General features: G+C 61.7%; 23 protein-coding genes. 17 read left to right on the forward strand and 6 right to left on the reverse strand.

Features of this window, described 5'->3' with window-relative positions; translation table 11 throughout:
- The 3 genes from VFB05_RS17120 to VFB05_RS17130 form a co-directional block, all read left to right on the forward strand.
- Nucleotides 1–1,151: selenium-binding protein SBP56-related protein (locus tag VFB05_RS17120; protein ID WP_325014087.1), on the forward strand; the 1,151-nt coding region annotated here is incomplete at its 5' end.
- 75 nt (nt 1,152–1,226) lie between these two features.
- Entirely contained in the window at nt 1,227–1,811 is a 585-nt protein-coding gene (locus VFB05_RS17125; RefSeq protein ID WP_325014132.1) for a hypothetical protein, read from the forward strand.
- 92 nt (nt 1,812–1,903) lie between these two features.
- Nucleotides 1,904–2,359, forward strand: coding sequence for a hypothetical protein (locus VFB05_RS17130; RefSeq protein WP_325014089.1), 456 nt, complete (start codon nt 1,904–1,906; stop codon nt 2,357–2,359).
- A gap of 735 nt (nt 2,360–3,094) precedes the next feature.
- Here VFB05_RS17130 and VFB05_RS17135 read toward each other — a convergent pair.
- Nucleotides 3,095–4,159 (reverse strand): alpha/beta hydrolase, encoded by a 1,065-nt coding sequence (locus VFB05_RS17135; RefSeq protein WP_325014091.1) that lies wholly within the window; start codon nt 4,157–4,159, stop codon nt 3,095–3,097.
- A gap of 238 nt (nt 4,160–4,397) precedes the next feature.
- On the opposite strand from VFB05_RS17135, the gene VFB05_RS17140 reads away from it, so the two are divergent.
- Complete coding sequence (locus VFB05_RS17140; RefSeq protein WP_325014134.1) at nt 4,398–4,949, forward strand: TIGR02281 family clan AA aspartic protease; 552 nt, start codon at nt 4,398–4,400, stop codon at nt 4,947–4,949.
- A 53-nt stretch (nt 4,950–5,002) separates the two neighbouring features.
- Here VFB05_RS17140 and VFB05_RS17145 read toward each other — a convergent pair whose 3' ends face one another.
- Both VFB05_RS17145 and VFB05_RS17150 read right to left on the reverse strand, forming a co-directional pair.
- Complete coding sequence (locus VFB05_RS17145) at nt 5,003–5,908, reverse strand: L,D-transpeptidase family protein (RefSeq protein WP_325014093.1); 906 nt, start codon at nt 5,906–5,908, stop codon at nt 5,003–5,005.
- Between the two features lie 200 nt (nt 5,909–6,108).
- Nucleotides 6,109–6,390 (reverse strand): hypothetical protein, encoded by a 282-nt coding sequence (locus VFB05_RS17150; RefSeq protein ID WP_325014095.1) that lies wholly within the window; start codon nt 6,388–6,390, stop codon nt 6,109–6,111.
- A gap of 399 nt (nt 6,391–6,789) precedes the next feature.
- Here VFB05_RS17150 and VFB05_RS17155 point away from each other — a divergent pair, with 399 nt between their 5' ends.
- Complete coding sequence (locus VFB05_RS17155) at nt 6,790–6,936, forward strand: hypothetical protein (RefSeq protein WP_325014097.1); 147 nt, start codon at nt 6,790–6,792, stop codon at nt 6,934–6,936.
- A gap of 24 nt (nt 6,937–6,960) precedes the next feature.
- Here the strand turns inward: VFB05_RS17155 and VFB05_RS17160 are convergent, their stop codons facing one another.
- Nucleotides 6,961–7,464: a hypothetical protein gene (locus tag VFB05_RS17160; protein ID WP_325014099.1), complete on the reverse strand. Its 504-nt coding sequence runs from the start codon at nt 7,462–7,464 to the stop codon at nt 6,961–6,963.
- 634 nt (nt 7,465–8,098) lie between these two features.
- Here VFB05_RS17160 and VFB05_RS17165 point away from each other — a divergent pair.
- A complete protein-coding gene (locus tag VFB05_RS17165; RefSeq protein WP_325014101.1) occupies nt 8,099–8,953 on the forward strand; it encodes a hypothetical protein in 855 nt (284 codons plus the stop codon).
- Between the two features lie 139 nt (nt 8,954–9,092).
- Complete coding sequence (locus VFB05_RS17170; protein WP_325014103.1) at nt 9,093–9,320, forward strand: hypothetical protein; 228 nt, start codon at nt 9,093–9,095, stop codon at nt 9,318–9,320.
- A 636-nt stretch (nt 9,321–9,956) separates the two neighbouring features.
- Here the strand turns inward: VFB05_RS17170 and VFB05_RS17175 are convergent.
- Nucleotides 9,957–10,652 (reverse strand): isochorismatase family cysteine hydrolase, encoded by a 696-nt coding sequence (locus VFB05_RS17175; protein ID WP_325014105.1) that lies wholly within the window; start codon nt 10,650–10,652, stop codon nt 9,957–9,959.
- 459 nt (nt 10,653–11,111) lie between these two features.
- Here VFB05_RS17175 and VFB05_RS17180 point away from each other — a divergent pair, with 459 nt between their 5' ends.
- The 6 genes from VFB05_RS17180 to VFB05_RS17205 are packed head-to-tail and all read left to right on the forward strand — an operon-like array spanning nt 11,112 to nt 17,013.
- Nucleotides 11,112–12,221: a BMP family ABC transporter substrate-binding protein gene (locus tag VFB05_RS17180; protein WP_325014107.1), complete on the forward strand. Its 1,110-nt coding sequence runs from the start codon at nt 11,112–11,114 to the stop codon at nt 12,219–12,221.
- 16 nt (nt 12,222–12,237) lie between these two features.
- The gene (locus VFB05_RS17185) at nt 12,238–13,344 is read left to right on the forward strand and encodes an ABC transporter permease (protein ID WP_325014109.1); all 1,107 of its coding nucleotides are present in this window, start codon (nt 12,238–12,240) and stop codon (nt 13,342–13,344) included.
- Nucleotides 13,345–13,356: 12 nt separating this feature from the next.
- Nucleotides 13,357–14,283: an ABC transporter permease gene (locus VFB05_RS17190; RefSeq protein ID WP_325014111.1), complete on the forward strand. Its 927-nt coding sequence runs from the start codon at nt 13,357–13,359 to the stop codon at nt 14,281–14,283.
- 12 nt (nt 14,284–14,295) lie between these two features.
- Nucleotides 14,296–14,979, forward strand: coding sequence for an isochorismatase family cysteine hydrolase (locus VFB05_RS17195; protein WP_325014113.1), 684 nt, complete (start codon nt 14,296–14,298; stop codon nt 14,977–14,979).
- Complete coding sequence (locus tag VFB05_RS17200) at nt 14,976–16,508, forward strand: ABC transporter ATP-binding protein (RefSeq protein ID WP_325014115.1); 1,533 nt, start codon at nt 14,976–14,978, stop codon at nt 16,506–16,508. Before VFB05_RS17195 ends, VFB05_RS17200 begins: the two co-directional genes overlap by 4 nt.
- Nucleotides 16,509–16,512: 4 nt before the next feature.
- Entirely contained in the window at nt 16,513–17,013 is a 501-nt protein-coding gene (locus VFB05_RS17205) for a nucleoside deaminase (RefSeq protein WP_325014117.1), read from the forward strand.
- A gap of 75 nt (nt 17,014–17,088) precedes the next feature.
- Here the strand turns inward: VFB05_RS17205 and VFB05_RS17210 are convergent, their stop codons facing one another.
- Nucleotides 17,089–18,180, reverse strand: coding sequence for a hypothetical protein (locus tag VFB05_RS17210; RefSeq protein WP_325014120.1), 1,092 nt, complete (start codon nt 18,178–18,180; stop codon nt 17,089–17,091).
- Nucleotides 18,181–18,741: 561 nt separating this feature from the next.
- Between VFB05_RS17210 and VFB05_RS17215 the strand changes: the two genes are divergently transcribed.
- From VFB05_RS17215 to VFB05_RS17230, 4 genes are all read left to right on the forward strand, one after another.
- Nucleotides 18,742–20,313, forward strand: a complete 1,572-nt coding sequence (locus VFB05_RS17215; RefSeq protein ID WP_325014122.1) for an ABC transporter ATP-binding protein — start codon at nt 18,742–18,744, stop codon at nt 20,311–20,313.
- Nucleotides 20,297–21,388: an ABC transporter permease gene (locus tag VFB05_RS17220; protein WP_325014124.1), complete on the forward strand. Its 1,092-nt coding sequence runs from the start codon at nt 20,297–20,299 to the stop codon at nt 21,386–21,388. Before VFB05_RS17215 ends, VFB05_RS17220 begins: the two co-directional genes overlap by 17 nt.
- A complete protein-coding gene (locus tag VFB05_RS17225) occupies nt 21,375–22,292 on the forward strand; it encodes an ABC transporter permease (protein WP_325014126.1) in 918 nt (305 codons plus the stop codon). The genes VFB05_RS17220 and VFB05_RS17225 overlap by 14 nt, the downstream gene beginning before the upstream one ends.
- Before the next feature lie 76 nt (nt 22,293–22,368).
- Nucleotides 22,369–23,186 (forward strand): BMP family ABC transporter substrate-binding protein (locus VFB05_RS17230; RefSeq protein WP_325014129.1); only part of this gene is annotated, 818 nt, incomplete at its 3' end.

Genomic DNA, 23,186 nt, shown 5'->3' on the forward strand with positions numbered 1-23,186 from the left:
CTGGGCACGCCTTCGTCGAACGCCGTTACCTCATTATTCCCGGCCTTCGCTCGTCCCGCATCTATGTGGTAGACACCAAGCCTGACCCCAGTAAGGCGAAAATTCACAAGATCATCGAGCCGGAGGAAGTCTTCAAGAAGACCGGTTACTCGCGACCCCATACCGTCCACTGCGGGCCGGATGGCATCTATGTCTCGACGCTGGGCGGCGGCGGCAAGGACGGCACGCAAGGACCTCCCGGCGTCTTCATCATGGACTGCGAAACATTCGAGGTGCTCGGACGCTGGGAGATCGATCGCGGTCCGCAGAAGCTGCATTATGATTTCTGGTGGAATCTGCCGCGCGACTACATGGTGACCAGCGAATGGGCGCTGCCGCCGCAATTCGAGAACGGCATCGTGCCTGAGGATCTTCTCGCCAACAAATATGGCCACCAGCTGCACTTCTGGGATCTCCGCGAGCGGCGTCACGTGCAGACCATCGATCTCGGCGCCAACCATCAGATGGCGCTGGAGGTGCGCCCCGCGCACGATCCGGTTCGCGAATATGGCTTTGTCGGCGTCGTAGTCGACACCACCAATCTCGAAGCGTCGATCTTTACCTGGTGGCGCGACGGCGGAAAATTCCACGCCGAAAAGACGGCGACAATTCCAGCCGAACCCGCGCCGAAAGAGAAGCTGCCGCCGCTCTTGCAGGGCTTTGGCGCGGTGCCGCCGCTCGTCACCGACATCGATCTGTCGATGGATGACCGCTTTCTCTACGTGTCCTGCTGGGGCACCGGCGAGATGCGGCAATACGACGTGCGCGATCCCAGAAAGCCGAAGCATGTCGGCTCCGTGCATATCGGCGGCATCGCCCGCCGGACGCCGCACCCGAACGGCAAGACCTATGCGGGCGGCCCGCAAATGGTCGAAATCAGCCGCGACGGCAAACGCGTCTATTGGACGAATTCGCTCTATTCGACATGGGACAAGCAGTTCTATCCCGACGGGATGCCGGGTGCTGCCGTGATGGCCAATGTCGGCCCGAGCGGCGGGCTTGAACTCGCGAAGGATTATTGGGTGAATTGCCCCGACGGCTATCGGCCGCATCAGATTCGGCTCGAAGGCGGCGACTGCTCGACCGACTCCTTCTGCTACCCGTCGGCGTAAACATTGGACGCGACAGCCACCTGGCTCTGGCTGGCAATCATTGCGAGCGGCCTCTATCACGGCGTCAATCCCGCCATGGGCTGGCCGCTCGCGGTTTCCGCGGGACTAATGGAGAAGACGCCACGCGCGCTGCTTCGCGCGCTTGGTCCGCTGGCAGCCGGACATTTTCTGGCGATCCTCGTGATGCTGTTACCGTTCGGCCTTCTGCTTTCCCTCGCCGAATGGCGGCGCGAGATTCAGGCGGCAGCAGCTGTTATCGTCATCGGCTTTGGCGTCTTTCGCCTGCTCGAGCGACGCCATCCAAGATCGCTCGCGAGGATAAGGCCGACCCAACTCGGGCTCTGGTCATTCGCGATCGCGATTGCACACGGCGCCGGACTGATGCTGGTGCCGATCTATCTCGGCCTGTGCCGCACTGAAGCTGCCGATGACAGAGCCACCGGGCTGCTCATCGAAGGCAATCTCGGCGTCGCAGTTCTCGTCGCCATCGTCCACGTCACTGCAATGATCGGCGCCGGCGGATGCCTGGCCTGGCTGGTGTACCGCTATCTGGACCTGAAGTTCGTCTCGCGCAGCTGGTTCAATCTGGATGCGGTCTGGGCGATCAGCCTGATCCTGGTCGGCGTGGTCGCGCTCGCGCTCGGCCTCGGTCATGATTAGCCGAACTCCTCGCCTTCAGCGGATCGACAAGACCCCTGCACCTATCTAGGTTGGTGGTATCGGGCAGGTCATTCGCGGCGCAAGAAACGGTGATGGAAAAATTGGTTGCGTGGCTGTTGGGCGGCGTGCTGCTGGCTGTCGCCGGCTTTGCCGTCTGGCCCGCGCTTGAACACGTCAAGGGCGAGACCACGGTCTATCGCATGTTCTGCACATCCGAGGCGGAGGATAACAATCCCTGCGGCCTGAAGCACGAATTGACCTCGACGCCCGAAACCTACAAGGTGTTTCCCGACCAGCAGAGCGTCATCGTCTGGATCGGCAGCGAGGCGCCCTCAAAACTCAGCAATTGCGCCGTGCGCGACGCGCTCAACTGGCGCTGCACGCGAACCGACAAGCAGGGCGCGACCGTCGAGCAGTCGATGGCGGAAGGACAGCTTTCCGAGACGGTCGACGGGCTCGATTCTCCCGGCTTGAGCGTTTTCTATCAGGTGCCCCGCTGGCGGTGGTGGCTGGTCAAGCTATTGGAGACGTCGGGCCTGAGAAGGTAGGGTCATGGCCCAAGTGGCCGCCCGTTTCACTTAAGATCGCAATCCAACAGTCACGAATTTGTGCGCTGGCAACATTGAATGATAGTTGTAATATCATAACCGAAAGGGCGGACTTGGAACCGGAGACCAGGACGATGTCCACGATCTCGCGCCGCAAGGCGATTGGAAGTCTCGCATTCTATGGCGCGGCCATGGCATTGGCCCAGCAAGCCGCTTCTGCTCAGGCGCGCAGCTTTTCCACCCAAGCGGGCAGCGCTGGAAGCTACGGCAACGCTGCTGTTGCCTTGCCTGCCAACGCAGCTCCGTCAGATTCGCCCGACGAATTGGTCAAAGCCGTCAAGATCAGTCGCGCGATGCGCGCCGGTCCGCTGCAAATCACGCGCGACGCCACCATTGTCGAAATGGACCACCACGGAAACTCCAACATTCTACGGCCGGGAACCAACGAGTGGGTCTGCATGCCCGGCGACGAGAACCGCATCGGCGATCCTCCGATGTGCGTCGATCAGCTCGGCCTGCAATGGTTTCGGGACATCCACGCCGGCAAGCCCGCGCCGACCAACGCGGCTCCCGGGCTTTGCTACATGCTGTGCGGCGCGACCCAGCACAGCAACGACACGCCGTTCGACCGCACCAGCCCAGCGATCCCGATCGGTCCGCATTGGATGGTGCTTTGGCCCTTCGACGCCAAACATTGCGGTCTGCCGACGACGGTCCGGGACGCAGGCGCCTGGATCATGTTTTCAGGAACGCCGTACGCCTATTTGCATGTCTGCGGCACGCCGTGGGACGGAAACGAGTACGCGCCCGGCGATCAGGCGAGCTGGACGATGCAGTATACGAAGGCTGGATCGTAAGGCGAGCCGACATCACGTCAGCGTCGGCCGCCGCCAGGAAATCCCCGTAACCGCCTTTGAGCCTAGACGCCCAACGCGAGAAAATCACCGAGCGTCCGCGCAACCTCGTCGGGAATTGATCGACGAAGAAATGCCCGCCGGGAAGCGAGGCGTCTTTCGCTCTGCTGAAGCGCTTGCGCCACTCGGCTGGGATATCGAAGAGCTGCGCCATTTGCCCGGTCGAACCATAGAAAACCAGCGTCGGACATTCGACCCGGCTGTCGATGTCGGCGGCGTCATGATCGAGATCGATGGACGCCGCCGCGCGATAATCGGAACATGAACCGTGGATCATCGCGGGATCGCGCCAGGAGCGGCGGTAGTCGGCGAGCATCTCCTGGTCGAAATCCGAAATCTTCGTCGCGCCCCACCCGACAAGACAGGTTTCGTAGAAGAAGTCCGGATCGTTGCCGATCAACCGTTCGGGAAACGGCTCCGGCTGCGAGAGGAAATACCAGTGCCAATACGAGCCCGCGACCTTGCGATTGGTATCCATGAACATCGCATAGGTTGGCACGATGTCCATCACGGTGAGGCTTAACACAGCGTCGGGATGATCGAGCGCGAGACGATGTCCGGTGCGGCCACCGCGATCATGCCCGATCAGGTGAAAGCGCTCGAAACCGAGCGCGCGCATCAGATTGAGCTGATCGCCGGCCATCGCGCGGAAGGAATAATTCGATCTGTCGGGAAGGCAGCGCGGCTTGGAAGAGTCGCCATAACCCCGCAAATCGGCGCAGACGACGGTATGGCTCGCCGCCAATTTCGGCGCCACGCGCGCCCACATCGCCTTGTTTTGCGGAAAGCCGTGCAGCAACAAAACGGGAGGACCCGATCCGCCGATGACGCACGATATTTCGGTCTCGCCCACGCTGACCTGTTGGCTGGAAAAGCCTTCAAACATTATTTTCGCACGCTCCCGTCCGCCTCGGCTTGACCCTTTCAGCTTGAACTTGGGGAGCTGATGTAGACCGATCAACATGACGTTTGTTCACAAAGGAAGCTTCATCGCCGATCGACACGCAGAGCGAAACGCGACACGAAAAGATTTCGCGTCTAAGGCAGCTCTTAAGTATTTCCTGCAAGAAGAAGCCGTCCAAAACCGGCCTGCAGAATGCGGCAAACCTGTATTGCGTGAAATCGTGAAGCGCAGTTTGATTCTCGCCGTCCTGCTGGTCCCGACTGTGGGGGCCGTTGTCGCGTCCAAGAATTTAAGCCGGGGCGCGCACGCCAATGACGCCGTTTCGGATTTTCGGCGTGAGCGCGAGCCAACCACCATTGTGCAAATTCCCCGCGGCATGAACGGCGAGTTCTCAGTACACGCCAAAATCAACGGGATTGCGGCTCCGATGGTAGTCGACACCGGGGCGACTTCCATTGTCCTGACTTACGAAACCGCAAAAGCCGCAGGTTTCCCGCTCGAGTTGCTCGACTACAATGTCGACGTTCAAACCGCGGGCGGGCGCACCAAGGCGGCGCGGTTGTGGCTCGATCGTATCGTGATCGGCAAGCTGGTCGAACGCTCGGTGCCGGCGCTTGTGGTGCCGCGCGGCCAGATGAAGACCAACCTGCTTGGCATGAGCTTCCTGGACCGGCTCGAGAGCTTCGAAGTGCGCGCCGACCAACTGATGCTGCACGGCTTCCAGGAGCCGCCTGTCCTGCATATCAGTCGCCGCAGCACGGTCCTCAGATAGTCGCCTGCCGACCCCGAAAAATGCGGCAAGCGAACCGCGCTATCGCCACGACATCACCTGCACGAATTTGCCTGGTTCGATGCCCACCACTGCCATCGCGAAGCACCGCCGGACCAACAGGATGCGGGCAGGAGTTTGATGCTCGACGCCGATCGGGCCGCTTGCGCCGGTTCTGAAGATGCCGCTTCCACCACCTTCGGTGCGTCAATCACTTTCGTTTGAGAACGAGAGTCCGCGGGTTCGCTCGCGAGCCGTGGACTGCTTTTTGCGACATCCGTCTCGCCCGCTCCGCCGCCCGCACGCGGCACGTTGGCGGGTGGATTGGCATCGCTCAGCGCGCGACGTGTGGCCGGCGGTCGCAGCGATGGTGGTGCGATGCCCTTCATGACGATCGGCTGACTACCGCGCGTCACCGGCGGCAGATCGGGCATGTCAACGTTTTCCCGATAGTGCACGATCCTCGGCATGGGTGGATTGGGGCCTCGTGTTGCCGCGATCTCTCGCCCGGGCATCGCTTGCTCCATCGGGCGCCCTTCATCGGTTATTTCGATGGTCGTCCTGTCCGGGCCTTCCTGCTGCACGAGGTCAAAGAGGATCGCGGCATGATGCGGATGCAGCCGGACACATCCGTGCGATGCGGGCCCTCCGAGCCGGTCGATCGCGTAGCTGCCGTGGATTGCGTAGCCGCCGTGGAAAAAAATCGAAAATGGCATCGGCGAGTCGTAATACGCGCTGGAGAACCAGTTACGTTCCAATCGCTGCGGACTGTAGACTCCGTTCGGCGTTTGCATGTTGTCGCGGCCGGTGGAGACAGGCCACATGTAACGGATATAGCCGTCCTGAATGACCAGCATGCGCTGTGTCGCCTTGTCGACGAGAATGTTGAGCTTTGCCGCGGCACTTTGGATGTTGATGAGCCAGACCAGAACTGAAACTAGGATGACGGCATGGCCCCGCATAACAAACTCCAACAATTTTCGCGGCGTGGATAAGCAGGTGATTCGAGGATGTTTCGGGGTGCCTTTTTGACCAAAGTTTGGATGCAATCGGGCGCATCGCGGACCGGTTGCGGAGCGTCCGCAAAACGCTTGCACACCGGGCAGTTAGCGGGCTCGCCAATTGTTTACCTTGTCGAAAGACGCTGATCGCGTCGCGCGCCTTACGGTGTCCCCGCCAAACCGCAATAGCCTCGTCGCCGCTCCGGCGGATGCGGGTGGCTGGCTTCCCAGCGCCACATCATGCAACCCGAAGCCTGGCATCGGAAGAAATGGCCTCTCATCTGGTGATGCAGGCGCGGGAAAAACATTCGATACAGCATGTTCTTGATGCGCGCCTTGCGGCCCGGATTGGAGCGATTGAAAGCAAACTGCTTCTCCTCCCAACGAAGCCGGATCATCGGACACCACTTCTTCATCACGGCGTCTTCTTCGGTCACGAGCATCGGAAACTCTCCACTCACATGACGAATACATGACGGCTTTGATCGTCCCGCCGCCAAAGCCCGCGAACATTCGCGGATTTTCCGTTTTGCGATCCAGGAATTCTGTCGAACGCGCGAGGCTCGCCGAACTTTCGCAAGGCGAAATTTCACGAGCCTCGAAACGTTCCAACTACCGCCCTGAAAAATTCGCGAAGCGGGCCTAATGGCTCGCCGCAATGGGCTATGGCGGGCCAATCCGGGTTAGCGTTCACATCAGCACCGACTGAAGAACACACGTGTCGGCAACAGAGTGCGCATCTCAGCGCTGATGTTGAGATTGCGAAGACTGCACACATTGCCGTGTGTGCTCATTTTGGGGCGTCGGTCGTTTCACGCCGGCCGCGCAGGGAGGCGTGCGCAGTGAATTTTGGATTCGTATCTTCGCTCATTGTGATCATCCTCGCCGTGCTCAGCGTGTTCATCGAAGTACCGATCGTGAGCAACTACGCCTTCTGGTTCGCAGTCGGCGCATATATCCTGCTCGCGGGCACGGCGTTCGGCGATTGAGGAGACTGAAACAGCCGGGAATGGCTATTCTTCCGGATAAAGAACGGGCGCCGGCGGCCGCGGCGGCTCGTCATATCCAGCGTCGTAGGGTTGTTCGTATCCGCTGAGATACGGCGCGGGCCAGCGGCGTCCGACGCCGCCGTAGCCATAGGTGGGATATGCCGACCGATACGCTCCGTACGGATAGTAGCCGTAGCGGCGGCCGTAACCGTAGGGATAGTGGCTGTAGTGATGGCGATAGCCGCCATAGCCGTAGCGCCGTTCGACGAATTCGCGTTCGACATAGCGGTAGCGGCGCTCATAGAGCAGATGCGGCCGGCACGAGTAACATCCGTAGTGACGCCGGTAAGTCGGGTAGTATCGATAGGCGGGATAGCCGCAACGGTAGGAACAGGGACTACCGTAATAACCATCGTAGCCGGCTTGCGCTTGCGCCGGCGCAAACGAACCAAGCAGCGCGAGCATTCCAGCCGTGGCCAGAATCAATCGGCTGCGCGCCGGCAGGCAGCCAATACCAATACCGCTCATCGTGAACTCCAACATGTGCGCGCTGATCGGCGCCGTTGAGACGAAAACAATTCGACCAAAGTGCGACCGCCGACATGCATGAGCGCAACGACAAACACCGACGACGCTGTGAGATCGACGTGCGATCACGCAGCGAACGCGTCGCGATGGCTGACTTAAGTGAAAGCGAGCGCAACGATTTTTTTCGCCGCGGCCGTTATCATGCGCGAGGTGGAATCTGCTGCGGCGACTACATTAACTATCTTCACGAAAGATCTGTTGCTCACACCGCATGCGATGCTTGGATGCGGCGTAGTCTTTCAACGAACGACGTAGCGCAAGAGCAGTCCCGCGCGTAAGCTGGCCACGGCCATCGCCGGGTCGTGACTCAAGGCGTGAGATTAATCCACGAAGCAAGTGGGGATGCTGACATGAGACTGAGGCCGAAAGACAGAGCGAGGTGGCGGCGATGGTTTGCCTGGCACCCCGTCATCATCGACAATGTCACTGTGTGGTTCGAAGTCGTCGAAAGACGGCGATATCCTGATATTTTTGACTGGGTGTACAGTTATCGAACAATCGATCGGAATCTTCGCAAACGACGAGTTCGCGCCTCGCACAGTCCGCGGCGGCGAAAGCTAGTGGATCTGTTGCGATGATCGACGACATGGCATCCCTGAAACAGGCCATGGAACAGATGGACGCGGATGATGCGACGGTTGCGCAAGCCGCCAAGGACCGCGCCGCGCAAATTCTTTCCGAAGCCGGGCTGAACTTTTCGAAAATGGCCGATCTGATCGAACAGCGCCGGTTGCTGCTGAGGCCCAGGATCGTCGCCAGCATCAAACGGATGGACCAGCCTGCGATGCTTGGCGATGCGGCATTTCGCGACACCCACGCCTCGCTACGGAAAGAAGGCCAGAGCTTTCGCCAAATCGCCGAGGCGCTCGAACTGCGCGCACAACCTGCGTCCCGATACGAGGCGCCGGTGCAGCGACCCGCGCTGATGGCGTTCGAACAAAGCCCGGACCAGCCCGCGGAACAGGACGCGCCGCCCTTTATTCTGAGCGCTGTTCTCTATCCTCTGCGAAATCCGATCCGCGTTCTCGTGATTGCGATCCTCGCGGCCGTGTTGTTCAACATCGTGCGCGACTTCCCCGGACCGATCCGGCCAGGTCGCGGGCTGCCCGCGAGCGACAGCACCGCTCGCCGGCTCGCGGAGGCCTCGCCGTCACCGGCGTCTCCAGCACCGCCCGCCGCCACCCCGTCGGCCTCGCCTTCCGACCAGCCTTCACCAATGTCTCCGTCTACGGCCACACCCTCGCCTCCCGGAGCGGCTGCTTCGGCAAACGGCGCGGCGCCGGCCGGCTCAGTTGCGGATCGCACGCGAACGGCGCGGTCGCGTATGATCGACGACTTCATGCCGGAGCGCCTGCGCCGACATTCCCGGTCAGCCGGACCCTGTCGCGGCGGCATCGGCGGTTGCTACTGGGGCGGTGGTCAATACTGACCGCGCGCACATTTCAGATTTTTGACGACGTTCAGCAACGTGTCGCCAATTGAGCACCGTGTTTGCCTTTTTTCTGCTTAAAAAAGTCCGCGTGCCTCCATTTTCCGAGGCGATCCTCTGACGAAACAGGGGGACGCAAATGAACACGATCACGGTCGATGAGCGGTACGTTGCCGAACTTTCCGATAACGAAGCCGGCGAGCTCGTGCCGTATGACAATCAGGTCATCGAAGCGTCAAACGATGAAGAGGCCATCGGAAAAGCCAGCCAGTGGGCGGCAAGTCAAAGGCTGGGCGTTGTGGCGATGCTGAGCGTGAAGCAGGGCATCCGCGGCGTCCACAGCAGGAAGATTTACCTCGGCGCCTGAAGCGGGACGCTTGCCGGGTTCTCTCGCTGTTCGGCAAGCCGGCCTAGCAGGCGAAATCGGGATCGTATTTGGTGACGACCGTTTCGGCGCATCTCTCGCAGGTCCAGAGATGTCCGACAATGCCGTCCGCCATCAGCGCCGAGCTTTCGGGCGCGAGCATGGTATCAGAACAGCTGGCGCATTGCGGCGTCCGGCTCACTCTTGGCAGATACGCAGTGCTGGATTCCCGAGAAAGACGGTCAAGCATGGCAAGTCCCCCCAATCCCTCCGCGCATACTGCGCCGTCGATTCGAAGCGGGTCCATAATCTATGTTAGATTCGGAAAAAAGATTCCGCTGCGCGCCGCTCTTCTCGATCAGCCACACGACGCGCGACAGCTCGCTGGTATCCCAGATACCCGACACCGGCGGAAACCATTTTCCTGGCAGGACGACGCATTCCTGAAACAGAACCGGGTCTAGCCTTCAGCTCGCGACCAACAATGAGGTTCGGTCATGTGGGCATTTATCGAAAAACTGTACCGTGAGTATTGCCTATCGCGCTTGCAGGAGATGCGAAAGTACGAGCTGTCGCACTGAGATTTCAGCGAGCCTCTTTCCGTCATGCTGCGTGGGTGTGCAACGCGGCAGTCTTGGTTCACGAAGCCATCCGCGCCGCCGCAAGCGCTTCGAGCAGCGAAGCTGAATCGCTGACCCAGCCGAAAATCCCGCCTTGGGCCTTGATCATCTTGAGGCCCAGGTCGTGGAATTCCGGAAAGTAGGACGCGCAGCCGTCGGCGAGCGCGACACAGCGGTAACCGCGATCGTTGCCCTCGCGAATCGTGGTGTGAACGCAGACCTCGGTCGTGACGCCGCAGACGACGAGGTTCTCGATGCCGTGCTGCTTAAGCACCGCGCCAAGCTCGGTGGCGTAGAAGGCTCCTTTGCCGGGCTTGTCGATGACGATTTCGCTTTTGAGCGGGTAAAGCGCCGGGACGATGTCGTGGCCTGCCTCGCCGCGAATGAGAATTCGGCCCATCGGACCGGGGTCGCCGATGCGCAAGGAAGGCGCGCCGCGCTCGACCTTGGCAGGCGGCGCGTCCGACAAATCAGGCAAGTGACCCTCGCGGGTATGGATGACGAGAAGACCATTTTCGCGCGCAGCAGCGAGAACGGCCGCCACCGGCTTCACCGCGCGCGACAGTTGCGAGACGTCGTTGCCGAGCGTCTCGCCAAAACCGCCGGGCTCGAGAAAATCCCGCTGCATGTCGATGATGACCAGTGCCGTCCTCGCAAAATCGAGTTCGATTGGCGCAGGCTCCGCCTTCACGACGCCTTTCCCGGGTTTGCTCACGAGGTCTTCGCCTTTTCGCCATCGCCTTGGTTCGACAAGCCAAGCAGCAAGCCGCGTGCCAATGCTCTGACCTGGCTTCGGGTCACCGGCATCATCAACGGAATCAAAGTCGCGGGATTTGATTCCGTCGGTTTGGCGCGGGAAGGCTATCATGCGCCCTCACCTTGCAGCCTAATTTTTAGGCAATGAGGCCCCTCGATCCCTTGCCACACGCCGCGCGGCATGGTCCGAAACCCCGATTGCTCAACTCTCCCGCATACAATTCAAGAAATCTGCCGCCATTTTAGTCAGCAGCAAAACCGCCCAAACCTCGCGCACGAGTCTTTTGCCAATGCAAACAGATAGATAGGCGCACGTGCCCTCTGGCACGAAGCTTGCGACATGGCATTTCGGGCCTCGCCGATCGGGCGGGCGCTTTACGAGATGGGAGCGGGTTTACCCGCCACGGGGAGTAGTCAAATGGATTTCTCAAGCATTTCACGACGGCGCCTGTTGCAGGGAAGCGCGGCGCTGACACTCGGCACCGCGCTCGGCGCACGCACAGCTTTGGCCGCCGACACCACGATCGGCTTCATCTATGTCGGTTCGCGCGACGACTACGGCTACAACCAGGCCCACGCGGCGGGCGCCGCCGTGCTCAAGAAGATGCCGGGCATCAAGGTGGTCGAGGAAGAGAAGGTGCCGGAGACCGATGCGGTCGAGAAGACCATGGAATCGATGATCAATCTCGACGGCGCGACGCTGCTGTTTCCGACCTCGTTCGGCTACTACAACCCGCATGTGCTCAAGACTGCCGCAAAGTATCCGAAAGTCGGCTTTGAGCACGCCGGCGGCCTGTGGACCGACAAGGACCCGAAGAACGCCGGCAGTTATTTCGGCTACATCGACGAAGCGCAGTTCATCTCCGGCATCGTCGCCGGCCACACCTCCAAGAGCGGCAAGCTCGGCTTCGTCGCCGCCAAGCCGATCCCGCAGGTGTTGCGCAACATCAACGCGTTTACGCTCGGCGCCAGGCTCGCCAATCCGAAGGCCACCACGCAGGTGATCTTCACCGGCGACTGGTCGATGCCGGTCAAGGAAGCTGAAGCCACCGGCAGCCTGATCGACCAGGGCGTCGATGTCCTGACCTGTCACGTCGACGGTCCGAAGACCATGGTGGAAAACGCTGCGCGCCGCGGCGCCATGGTGTGCGGCTATCACGTCAACCAGTCGCCTCTGGCGCCCGAGGCTTATCTCACCGGCGCGGAGTGGAACTGGGAAGCGCTCTATCCCAAGTTCATCAAGATGGTCACCTCAGGCCAAAGCATCCCGAACTTCTATCGCGGCGGCCTGCAGGAAGAGATCGTCAAGGTCTCGCCCTACGGCCCCAAGGTGTCGGAAGCCGCGCGCAAGCACGCCGACGAGGTCAAGGCCAAGTTCATGGCGTCGGGACTTGCGATCTTCAAGGGCCCGCTGGTCGACAACAAGGGCAAGACCGTGATTGCGGCCGGCACCGAACGCGCCCAGAAGGATCCCGAGCTCGAGAAGATGGATTATCTGATCGAGGGCGTGATCGGAGCAACATCCTGACATCTGGAGTAGCTTCGTGACCTCTGAAGTTGCGGATTCGGCAGAAGCGGCTGGAATTGCTCCAGCCGCTGATCCCGGATTTCTTCAGCGCCACGGCGCAACCATCGAATACATCCTGATCCCGGGCGCGGCGCTGGCCGGCGCGCTCGTGGTCTTCGGCATCTTTGTAGCGCTGTTCGGCAAAAACCCGCTCGACCTCTATTTCTACATGTACCAGGGCGCGTTCGGCACCTGGTTCTCTTGGCAGAACACGCTGACGCGCGCCGCGCCCTTGATCCTCACCGCGCTCTGCACGGCGCTGCCCGCCCAACTCGGCATGGTCATCATCGGCGGCGAAGGCGCGCTTCTGATCGGCGCACTGTCGGCGACGTCAATCGCGCTCGCGATGCCGTCGGCGCCGCCGCTCGCCGTGCAGCTTGCAATGGCGGGCGCCGGCATGGTCGGCGGCGGCTTGTGGATCTTGCTCTCTGGCGCGCTGCGGCAGTACCGCGGCGTCAACGAAACGATCTCGAGTCTCTTGCTTGTCTATATCGCGCTCGCCATCCTCAATCACCTCGTGGAAGGCCCGATGCGGGATCCGGCGAGCCTCAACAAGCCGTCGACACGCGAGATCGGCGCGGCCAACATGATCGGCTCCATTCCCGGCACCGACGTGCATTGGGGCCTGGTGTTCGGCCTGATCGCCGCGATCGCCTCCTACATTCTGATCTATCACACCACCTTCGGCTTCGCGGCGCGCGTCGCCGGCGGCAATATCCGCGCCGCCAAGATCGTCGGCCTCTCCGTCGGCAGACTGATCCTGACCATCTGTTTCCTCGCCGGCGCCTGCGCGGGGCTTGCCGGCATGGTCGAGGTCGCCGCAGTGCAGGGCCGCACCAATGCCAACCTTGCCGTCGGCTATGGCTTTACCGGCATCCTGGTCGCGTTCCTGTCGCGGCAAAACCCGCTCGCGATCATTCCCGTCGCGATCCTGCTCGGCGGCATCAATGCCTCGGGCGGCCTGTTGCAGCGGAGGCTCGGCCTGCCTGATGCGTCCGTCCTGGTGCTGCAAGGCATCATCTTCGTGTTCGTGCTGGCGAGCGACGCGCTCTACGGCCGGATCGGCTTTCTGAAAAGCAAATGAGGTTGAAGCGACATGGCTGACGGATCGATCGGGCTCTGGACCGTGCCGCTTGCCGTGTTCGGCGGCGCCATCCGCGTCTCCACGCCGTTTTTGTTCGTGAGCCTGGGGGAATGCATCACCGAGCGCTCGGGCCGCATCAATCTCGGCCTTGAGGGCACGCTGGTAATGGGCGCGATGAGCGCGTACGGCATCTCCTATCTCACGGGATCGCCGTGGCTCGGCGTTCTTGCCGCCGGCATCACCGGAGCGATGCTGGGTGCGCTTCACGCCGGAATCTGCTCGCTGCCGCGCGTCAACGACGTCGCGGTCGGCATTGCGCTGATGCTGTTCGGAACAGGTTTGGCCTTCTATCTTGGCAAGCCGTTGATCGAGCCCACTGCAGCAAGATTGCCGGCGATCGATTTCGGCTGGTGGAGCGACGTCCAGCAGGTGAAGGCGGCGCTGCGCATCAATGTGCTCTTTCTCTTTGGCGTAGCGCTCGCACCCGTTCTCTATTGGGCGTTCCGCACCACGCGCTGGGGCCTTCTGATCCGCACCGCCGGCGAAAGTTCGGACGCTGCACGCGCCATGGGCCATTCGGTGCTGCTGATCCGCCTGCGCGCCACCATGGTCGGCGGCTTCCTGGCGGGCATCGGCGGCTCGTTCCTGTCGCTGTTCTATCCCGGAAGCTGGAACGAGGGGCTGTCGTCGGGCCAGGGCGTCACGGCGGTTGCGCTCGTCATCTTCGCGCGCTGGGACCCGATGCTGTGCCTGTGGGCCTCTCTTGCGTTTGGTGGCGCCGCGGCGCTCGGGCCGGCGCTGCAGTCGGTCGGCGTCACGTCCGGCTATCATCTCTTCAACGCCGCGCCCTATATTCTGACGCTGGCGATCATGATCATCACCTGCTCGCCGAAGCGCACGCTGACCGGCGCGCCCGCCGAACTGTCGATCACCCGCTAACCGAGGCCTCTCATGCCCGAGCGCTACATCAAGTCCGAGCCCTATGCCTGGCCCTATAACGGCGATCTGCGCCCACAAAACACCGCGCTGATCATCATCGACATGCAGACCGACTTCTGCGGCGTCGGCGGCTATGTCGACAAGATGGGGTACGACCTGTCATTGACGCGCGCGCCGATCGAGCCGATCAAGCGCCTGCTGGCGGCGATGCGCGCGGGCGGTTACCACATCATCCACACCCGCGAGGGACATCGTCCCGATCTTGCGGATCTTCCGGCCAACAAGCGCTGGCGCTCGCGCCAGATCGGCGCCGGGATCGGCGACGCGGGCCCGTGCGGACGGATTCTCGTGCGCGGCGAGGCGGGCTGGGACATCATTCCCGAGCTCTATCCGAAAGCGGGCGAGCCGATCATCGACAAGCCCGGCAAGGGATCGTTCTGCGCCACCGACCTCGAACTGATGTTGCGCGTGCGCGGCATCGAGAACATCGTGCTGACCGGCATCACCACCGACGTCTGCGTCCACACCACCATGCGCGAAGCCAACGATCGCGGCTTCGAATGCGTGCTGGTCGAGGATTGCTGCGGGGCAACCGACAAGAGCAATCACGACCACGCCATCAAGATGATCAAGATGCAGGGCGGCGTGTTCGGCGCGGTGACGAAATCCGCTGACCTGATCGGAGCGATTTCTTGATTATCGGCGAAATCCCTCCTCCGTCCGGCGCCTTCGGCGTCGACGCCGTCGCCATGACCATGCGGTTCGGCGATTTCCTCGCGCTCGACAATGTCGAGCTCAAGGTCCGGCCGGGCACGCTGCATGCGCTGCTCGGCGAGAACGGCGCCGGCAAGTCGACGCTCGTCAAATGCATCATGGGCTACTATCACGCGACCGAAGGCCAGATCATCGTCGGCGAGCGCGAGCAGACGATCGCCAACCCGAAGGACGCGCATGCGCTGGGCCTCGGGATGGTCTACCAGCACTTCACGCTGGTGGGCGCGATGACGGTCGCCGAAAATCTGGTGCTGGCGCGCGATGACGTGCCGGCCGTGGTCGACTGGGCCAAGGAGAAGAAGGAGCTGGAGGCATTTCTCGCGCGGATGCCGTTCAAGGTGCCGCTCGACGCAAAGGTGTCCGATATTTCGGCCGGCGAACGGCAGAAGTGCGAGATCCTCAAGCAGCTCTATCTGAAGCGGCGCTTCTTGATCCTCGACGAGCCGACCTCGGTGCTGACGCCGGGCGAGGCCGACGAGGTCCTGGGCATGCTGCGCAAGATGGTCGAGGGCGGCGAACTCACTATTCTCATGATCACCCACAAGTTTCGCGAGGTGATGGCGTTCGCCGACGAAGTCACCATCCTGCGCCGCGGCAAGCTCGCCGGCAAAGGCCTCGTCAAGGAGCTGACGGCAGACGCGATGGCGCGCGCCATGATCGGCGCGGAAGAACTCACCATCCAGCCGCCGCGCTCGGGCGAGACCGGCGGCGTGCGGCTCGAACTCGACAAGGTCCGCGCATTCGACGATGCCGGCGCGATCGCGGTGCACGATGTTTCGCTGTCCGTGCGCGGCGGCGAGATCGTCGGCATCGCCGGCGTCTCCGGCAACGGTCAGCGCCAGCTCGTCGAAGTGCTGGCCGGCCAGCGCGACGCCGAAAGCGGCGAGGTCCGCGTCGCGGGCGAGGCCTATCATGCGAGCCGCGAGGAAATGCGCCGGCACAAGATGTCGCTGCTGCCGGAAGAGCCTTTGAAGAACGCCTGCGTCGGCGGCATGAGCGTCGCCGACAACGTCGCTTTTCGCGAATTCGACCGCGCGCCCTTTGCCAAGGGCGGCTGGTGGCTGAACGGCGCCGCTTTCCGCAACGACGCCGAAAAGAAGATCAACCGCTACAAGATCAAGACTCGCGGACCCGACACGCCGATTTCGGCGCTGTCGGGCGGCAACGTGCAGCGTGCGGTGCTGGCGCGCGAACTTGGGCACGATGTCGAGGTGCTGATCGCCGCCAATCCCTGTTTTGGGCTCGACTTCGCGGCCGTGGCCCAGATCCATGCCGAGATCATGGCGGCACGCAACCGCGGCGCGGCGGTGCTTCTGGTCAGCGAGGACCTCGACGAACTGCTCGAATTGTCGGATCGTCTGGTCGTGATGTTTCACGGCCAGTTCGTCTATGAGGCGCGCGCGAGCGAAGCCGACCTGACGGAAGTTGGCCGCCACATGGCGGGACACTAAACCAATGACTGACGTCGCAGGCCTGACGCAGGCTGAAGCGGACGAGCATTTCCTTGCGCGCACATTCGATGTCGCGCGCCGTTCGATGGCAAACGGCAATCATCCCTTTGGCGCCATTCTGGTCGATCGCAATCGCAAAGTGCTGATCGAGACCGAGAACGGCTACATGCCCGACCGTGACGGCACGGCGCATGCCGAGCGTCTGCTGGCAACGCAGGCCTGCCGCACATTCAAGGCCGAGGTGCTTGCCGGGGCCACGATCTATTCGTCCGCCGAACCCTGCGCGATGTGCTCAGGCGCGATCTACTGGGCCGGGATCGGTCGCCTCGTCTATGGTCTCAGCGAAGCGCGGCTGCGCGACATCACCGGCAACCATCCTGAAAATCCGACCCTTGATTTGCCCTGCCGCGCCGTGTTCGCAAGCGGCCAGCGCTCAACCGAGGTCGTTGGCCCGCTGCTGGAAGATGAAGCCGCCGCGCTTCATGCGGGTGTCTGGACCAAATAGGCGGCATGCTTCCCCAATAGAAAATGGCGCCGCGATCATCTCGCGGCGCCATCGTCTTAACCCCCAGTCAGAAGATCAGAACTTCACGGTCACGCCGGCATAGAGCGACGATTCCGTACAGCTGTTGGTGCTGACACCATTGACGGTGCAGACGCCCGGAGCCGCATTGTGATCGAGGCCGAACTTGTTCTGCCAGTAGCGATAGGCGACCCAGAGATCAACGAAGTGAGTGTACTTCGCACCCCAAGCCGCCTTCGAGGCGTCGAAGGTCAGACGGATCGGTTCCGAGTTCAGCTCGGTCTTCGTCGCGGTACTGTTGGAGCCGACGCCGGTTCCGACCAGCGGCGAGTTCTGATCGCCCTTCGGTCCATACCAGCCGGCGCGGCCGCTGACGGAGAAGTACTGCATGTTCTCGGGCAGGAAGCCGAGGTCCATGTAGTAGTTGATTTCGACCGCCCACGTGGTCTTGTAATTGGTGTTGCCGTCGGAGAGGCAGGTTACGCCAGGTACGCCCGGACCGAACAGACCGCACTGATCGAACGCATTGTGGTTGATTTCCTTGTAGGCCAAGGGCGCGACGTTGATGTAGCCCTTGTAGGGAAGATCGAAGGCGAATTGCAGACCGGCGACGAAGTCGCGCTTGGCGGGAGCCAGGAACGTGTTTTCCGAGTTGGCGTCCGCACCGATCTCGAACGAGATGTTGTGCAGCGGGCCCATGCTGAAGGCCTTGGTGCCGAAGATCTCGTTCCAGCCGAAGGTCGAGCGGAACAGACCATAGATTTCGGTTGCGCCAGCGCAATCAGCCGGTGCACCGCTCATCAGCACACCTGCGTTCACACAGGGCGAAGCCGGATCGTTATGACCCGACTTGAACATCGAAATCGTGAAGAAGTTGGTGCCGTAGCCCCAGATGTCGAAATGTGTGAAAGAGTAAACCTGCTTCGGGGTCTTGCCGTTGAAGGTGCCATTCGGATTCACCGAGAACGCACCGGGATCGGTGCCCGAGAAGATGTAGGAGAAGGTGACGCGGTCATCGATCACCAGGAAGAACGGCGTGTCCTTCACCGGCTTTGCGGCCTTGACCGGAAGGTCAGCGGCGCGCGCGACGCCGGCCGATGCAAGCGCGGCCAGCGCCGCGGTTGCGAAGACTGTTTTGCGAAACAACATTAGTAACCCCCAATTGCAGAGCGAACCATCGTTAGGCCCTGGATCGGACAGTTACGCGGTTCCGTTGGGGAGAGAAGCCTCAACTTTTTCCACGATCTGCTGCAAGAATAGTCAAAAAATATCCGCGAGATCCGCGACTTGCATGTCGAGGCGTTGGTCGCGACACAGCAAGCAGCGCATGAAGCTGTTGGTCGGGTTCCACTTTCGATTTGTTTTTGTTGATTTTTTTGCTTGTCGTATCGTTTCGAGGCGCGGCGCGCGGCGCGGCCGAACGGGCTTCTCGCAGCATCCGGAAACGAAGAGATGATGATGCTCATACTCAAAGCAAGCTCACGTTATCGATGACGAATTGCAACCGACCGTCACAATTATGCAACAGCCTTTCGACCCTGCGAAAACTTCGCCTGTCCTGACTTCAAGTCTGACGGCCGCTGGCCGAGAATCACTCTCAAATTCGGCGATTGCCGAAGGCTTGGGCAACAGCTGGCGCTTTTTCACTACTTACGTTGGCGCTTAAACTGGCACAGTATTGAGATAGCCCACTCGGAAACACCAACCCGAATGTCAGATTCGACGCCCGTCAGCCCGCATTCCGGCGAAACGCCGCTGCTGCAAACCATTGGGCTGACCAAGCGTTACGGCGCCTTTCTGGCCAATGATTCCATCGACATCGACATCTACCCGAAGGAAATCCACGCGCTGCTCGGCGAGAACGGCGCCGGCAAGTCGACCCTGGTTAAAACCATCTACGGCCTGATCCAGCCAAGCGAAGGCGAGATGCGCTGGGAGGGCCACCGCATGGTCCTGTCCGGGCCGTCGGAAGCCCGCTCTCGCGGCATCGGCATGGTGTTTCAGCATTTCTCGCTGTTCGACAATCTGACGGTCGCCGAAAACGTCGCGCTCGGGCTCGACGGCAAGGAATCTTTCAAGGACATGTCGGCGCGGCTTGAACAGGTCTCGCGCACCTATGGGCTGCCGCTCGATCCGCGCCGCGAGGTCTGGCAGCTCTCGGTCGGCGAACGGCAGCGCATCGAGATCGTGCGCGCGCTGATGCAGAATCCGAAATTCCTGATCCTCGACGAGCCAACCGCGGTTTTGACCCCGCAGGAAGCCGATCAGCTCTTCATCGTGCTGGAACGGCTGAAATCTGAAGGCCGCGCGATCCTCTACATCAGCCACAAGCTCGAGGAGGTGAAGCGGCTTTGCGATACAGCGACCATTCTGCGCCTCGGCAAGAAAGTCGCGACCTGCAATCCGAGAACCGAGACCGCAGCTTCGCTGGCGCGGATGATGGTCGGCACCGAGATCAAGGAAGTGAAGGCCGCCGCTCAGCGCAAAGTCACGGTGCCGCGCCTCGTGGTCAACAACCTCTCGCTCGAGCCGGACGATCCCCATGGCGTAAGGCTGCAAAACATCTCGCTCGAATTGCGCGGCGGTGAAATCCTCGGCATCGCCGGCGTCGCCGGTAACGGCCAGGATGAGCTTTTCTCGGCGTTGTCAGGCGAGCGCCTTTCCAACGAATCCGGCACAGTGGTGATCGAAGGAATTGCGGCGGGCTACCTCTCGATCACCCAGCGCCGCAAGCTTGGAGCTGCCTTCGTGCCGGAAGAGCGGCTCGGCCACGGCACCGCGCCGCGCATGAAGCTGTCGGAGAACGCGCTTTTGACCGGACATGCCGCGAGCGGCATGGTGAAGTTCGGCTTTGTCGATACGCCCGCGACGTTGTCGGCCGTCGACCGCACCACCAAGACCTTCGATGTCCGCAAGGCGAAGCGCGACCCGGAAGCAGCTTCCCTTTCCGGCGGCAATTTGCAGAAATTCGTGGTCGGGCGAGAAATCCTGCGCAATCCGGCCGTGCTGGTGGTGAGCCAGCCGACCTGGGGCGTCGATGCCGGTGCAGCCGCCGTGATCCGCCAGGCGCTGCTCGATCTTGCCGCCTCCGGCGCGGCCGTGCTTGTCACCAGCCAGGACCTCGACGAACTCAGCGAAATCGCCGACCGGATTGCGGTGATGTTTCACGGGCGGTTGTCGGAGGCGCTGCCGACACGAGAAGCCAGCCGCGAAAAACTCGGACTGTTGATGGGCGGAAGCGGCCTGGAGACTGCGGAGGCGGCACATGCACCTGGTGCTTGAGAAACGCACCGAGCGATCGAACACGATTGCGCTGATCTCGCCCTTGATTGCGATCGGCTTGACCATCGTCACCATGGTCATTCTCTTTGCGATCCTTGGCAAAAATCCGCTTCTCGCGCTCTGGGTCTATTTCATCGATCCTCTGACCGACAGCTATTCGCTGCAGGAAATCGCGGTGAAGGCGACGCCGCTCGTGATGATCGCGATCGGGCTGTCGCTGTGCTATCTCGCCAATGTCTGGAATATCGGCGCCGAGGGACAGTTCCTGATCGGCGCCGTCGCGGGGTCATGGCTCGCCGTGAAGACCCACGGCACCGATGTCGGCGCCTGGGTCCTGCCGGCGATGCTCGTGATGGGCGCTGTCGCCGGCGCGCTCTATGCGATGATCCCGGCGATTTGCAAGGTGAAGTTTGGCGCCAGCGAAATCCTGACCAGCCTGATGCTGGTCTATGTCGCCGATCTCTTTCTCGACTATCTCGTGCGCGGCCCCTGGCGCGACCCGGCCGGCTATAATTTTCCGACCACGGCGGAATTCGACCCGGTGGCGACCGTCCCCACCCTGATCGAAGGCGGCCGTTTGCATCTGGGCGGCGTCATCGCGCTCATCGCCGTTCTCGCCGCCGCGATCCTGCTCAGCCGCATGATCAAGGGCTTTGAGATCCGCGTCGTCGGCGCCGCACCGCGCGCTGCGCGCTTCGGCGGCTTCAATTCCAACCAACTGATCCTGCTCACCTTCGCCATTTCGGGCGCGCTGGCGGGGCTTGCCGGGATCATCGAGGTCGCCGGTCCCGTCGGCCACCTCCAGCCGGGGTTCTCGCCCGGCTACGGCTTCACCGCGATCATCGTCGCCTTCCTCGGCCGGCTGAACCCTGTTGGAATATTAATTGCAGGGCTTTTCCTCGCGCTCACGTTCATCGGCGGCGAACAGGCCCAGATCGCAATGAAAATACCTCTCGATGTGACCAAGGTTTTTCAAGGCATTTTGCTGTTCTACGTGCTCGCCTGCGATTCCCTCATTCTCTATCGGATCCGGCTGGTTTCCGCGTCGCCACAGGTGCCAAGTGGAACTGCTTGAACCCATCATCCTGTCGGTGCTCGCGGCATCGACACCCCTGTTGATCGCGGCCACGGGCGAACTCGTGACCGAACGCTCCGGCGTGCTCAACCTCGGCGTCGAAGGCATGATGATCGTCGGCGCGGCCTGCGCCTTCGGCGGTGCGTGGCTTACCGGGTCGATCATTGTCGGCGCGATCTGCGGCATCATCGCCGGCATGTTGATGTCGCTGATCTTCGCATCCATGGCGCTGGGGCTTGCGGTCAACCAGGTCGCGACCGGGCTTGCGCTGACCATTCTCGGCATCGGCGTCTCCGGCCTGATCGGTGCGGGCTTTGTCGGCGAGCGAATCACGCCGGCGCCGCATCTGCATATTCCTGTTCTCACCGACATTCCCTTCGCCGGCCGCATCCTGTTTGGCCAGGATGCCTTCGTCTATCTGTCGATCGTGCTTTTGATCGCCGTCTGGTTCTTCCTTTATCGGACACGCGCGGGCCTTGTGCTGCGCGCCGCCGGCGACAATCACGTCTCGGCGCATGCGCTCGGTTATCCCGTGCTGCGGATTCGCCTCTATGCCGTGCTGTTCGGCGGCGCCTGCGCGGGACTTGCGGGCGCGTATCTGCCGCTCGCCTATACGCCGTTCTTCATTCCGGGCATGACGGCGGGCCGCGGCTGGATCGCGCTGGCGCTGGTCGTGTTCGCCTCCTGGCGGCCGGGACGGCTTGCCGTCGGCGCCTACCTGTTTGGCGCCGTGACCATCCTGCAATTGCACGTGCAGGCGTTCGGCCTCGGTATCCCCTCGCAATTCATGTCGTCGCTGCCTTATCTCGCGACCGTCATCGTGCTTGTCCTGATTTCGCGGGCGAGGACCGGAGGCTCGACAGCGCCGGCGGCGCTCGGGACAGTTTTTGTGCCAGACCGTTGATTTTTCGGTTTCGGAAAGCGGCTCATGGGGGCGCCGCGTTCCGGATTTCAAGGAATACCCCGAGTGGAGATGGATAATGAGAAAAACACTTCTTGCGGCGACTGCCGCGGTTTTGCTGGCCGGGAGCGTGAGCGCTTCGGCCGCTGACAAGCTGAAGGTTGGGTTCATTTACTTAGGGCCGGTCGGCGATTTCGGCTGGACCTATCAGCACGAAGTGGCGCGTCAGGCGCTGGTGAAGGAATTCGGCGACAAGATCGAGACGACGTATCTGGAAAACGTCAGCGAAGGTCCCGACGCCGAGCGCTCGATCGAACAACTCGTGCGCGCCGGCAACAAGCTGATCTTCACCACCTCCTTCGGCTACATGGACCCGACGCTGAAGGTCGCCAAGAAATATCCGAACGTGCATTTCGAGCACGCGACCGGATTCAAGAGCGACAAGAACATGGGCATCTATAACGGCCGCTTCTACGAAGGCCGTTACATCCAGGGGGTGATCGCCGGCAAGATGTCGAAGGCGGGCGTGCTCGGCTATATCGCCTCGTTCCCGATTCCGGAAGTCATCATGGGCATCAACGCCACGATGCTCGGTGCGCAGACGGTCAACCCGAACATCAAAGTCAAGATCATCTGGGCCAACACCTGGTTCGACCCGGGCAAGGAAGCCGACGCCGCCAAGGCGCTGATCGACCAGGGTGCCGACGTGATCATGCAGCACACGGATAGCCCGGCCGCGATGCAGATTGCCAGCGAACGCGGCAAGCTTGCCTTCGGCCAGGACTCCGAAATGATCAAGTTCGGGCCCAAGACCCAGCTGACCTCGATCCTCGACACCTGGGCCCCCTACTACATCGCCCGGGTCAAGGCCGAGCTCGACGGCACCTGGAAGTCGGA

Origin of the sequence: Bradyrhizobium sp. (assembly GCF_035652035.1) — a bacterium.
GTDB lineage: Bacteria > Pseudomonadota > Alphaproteobacteria > Rhizobiales > Xanthobacteraceae > Bradyrhizobium.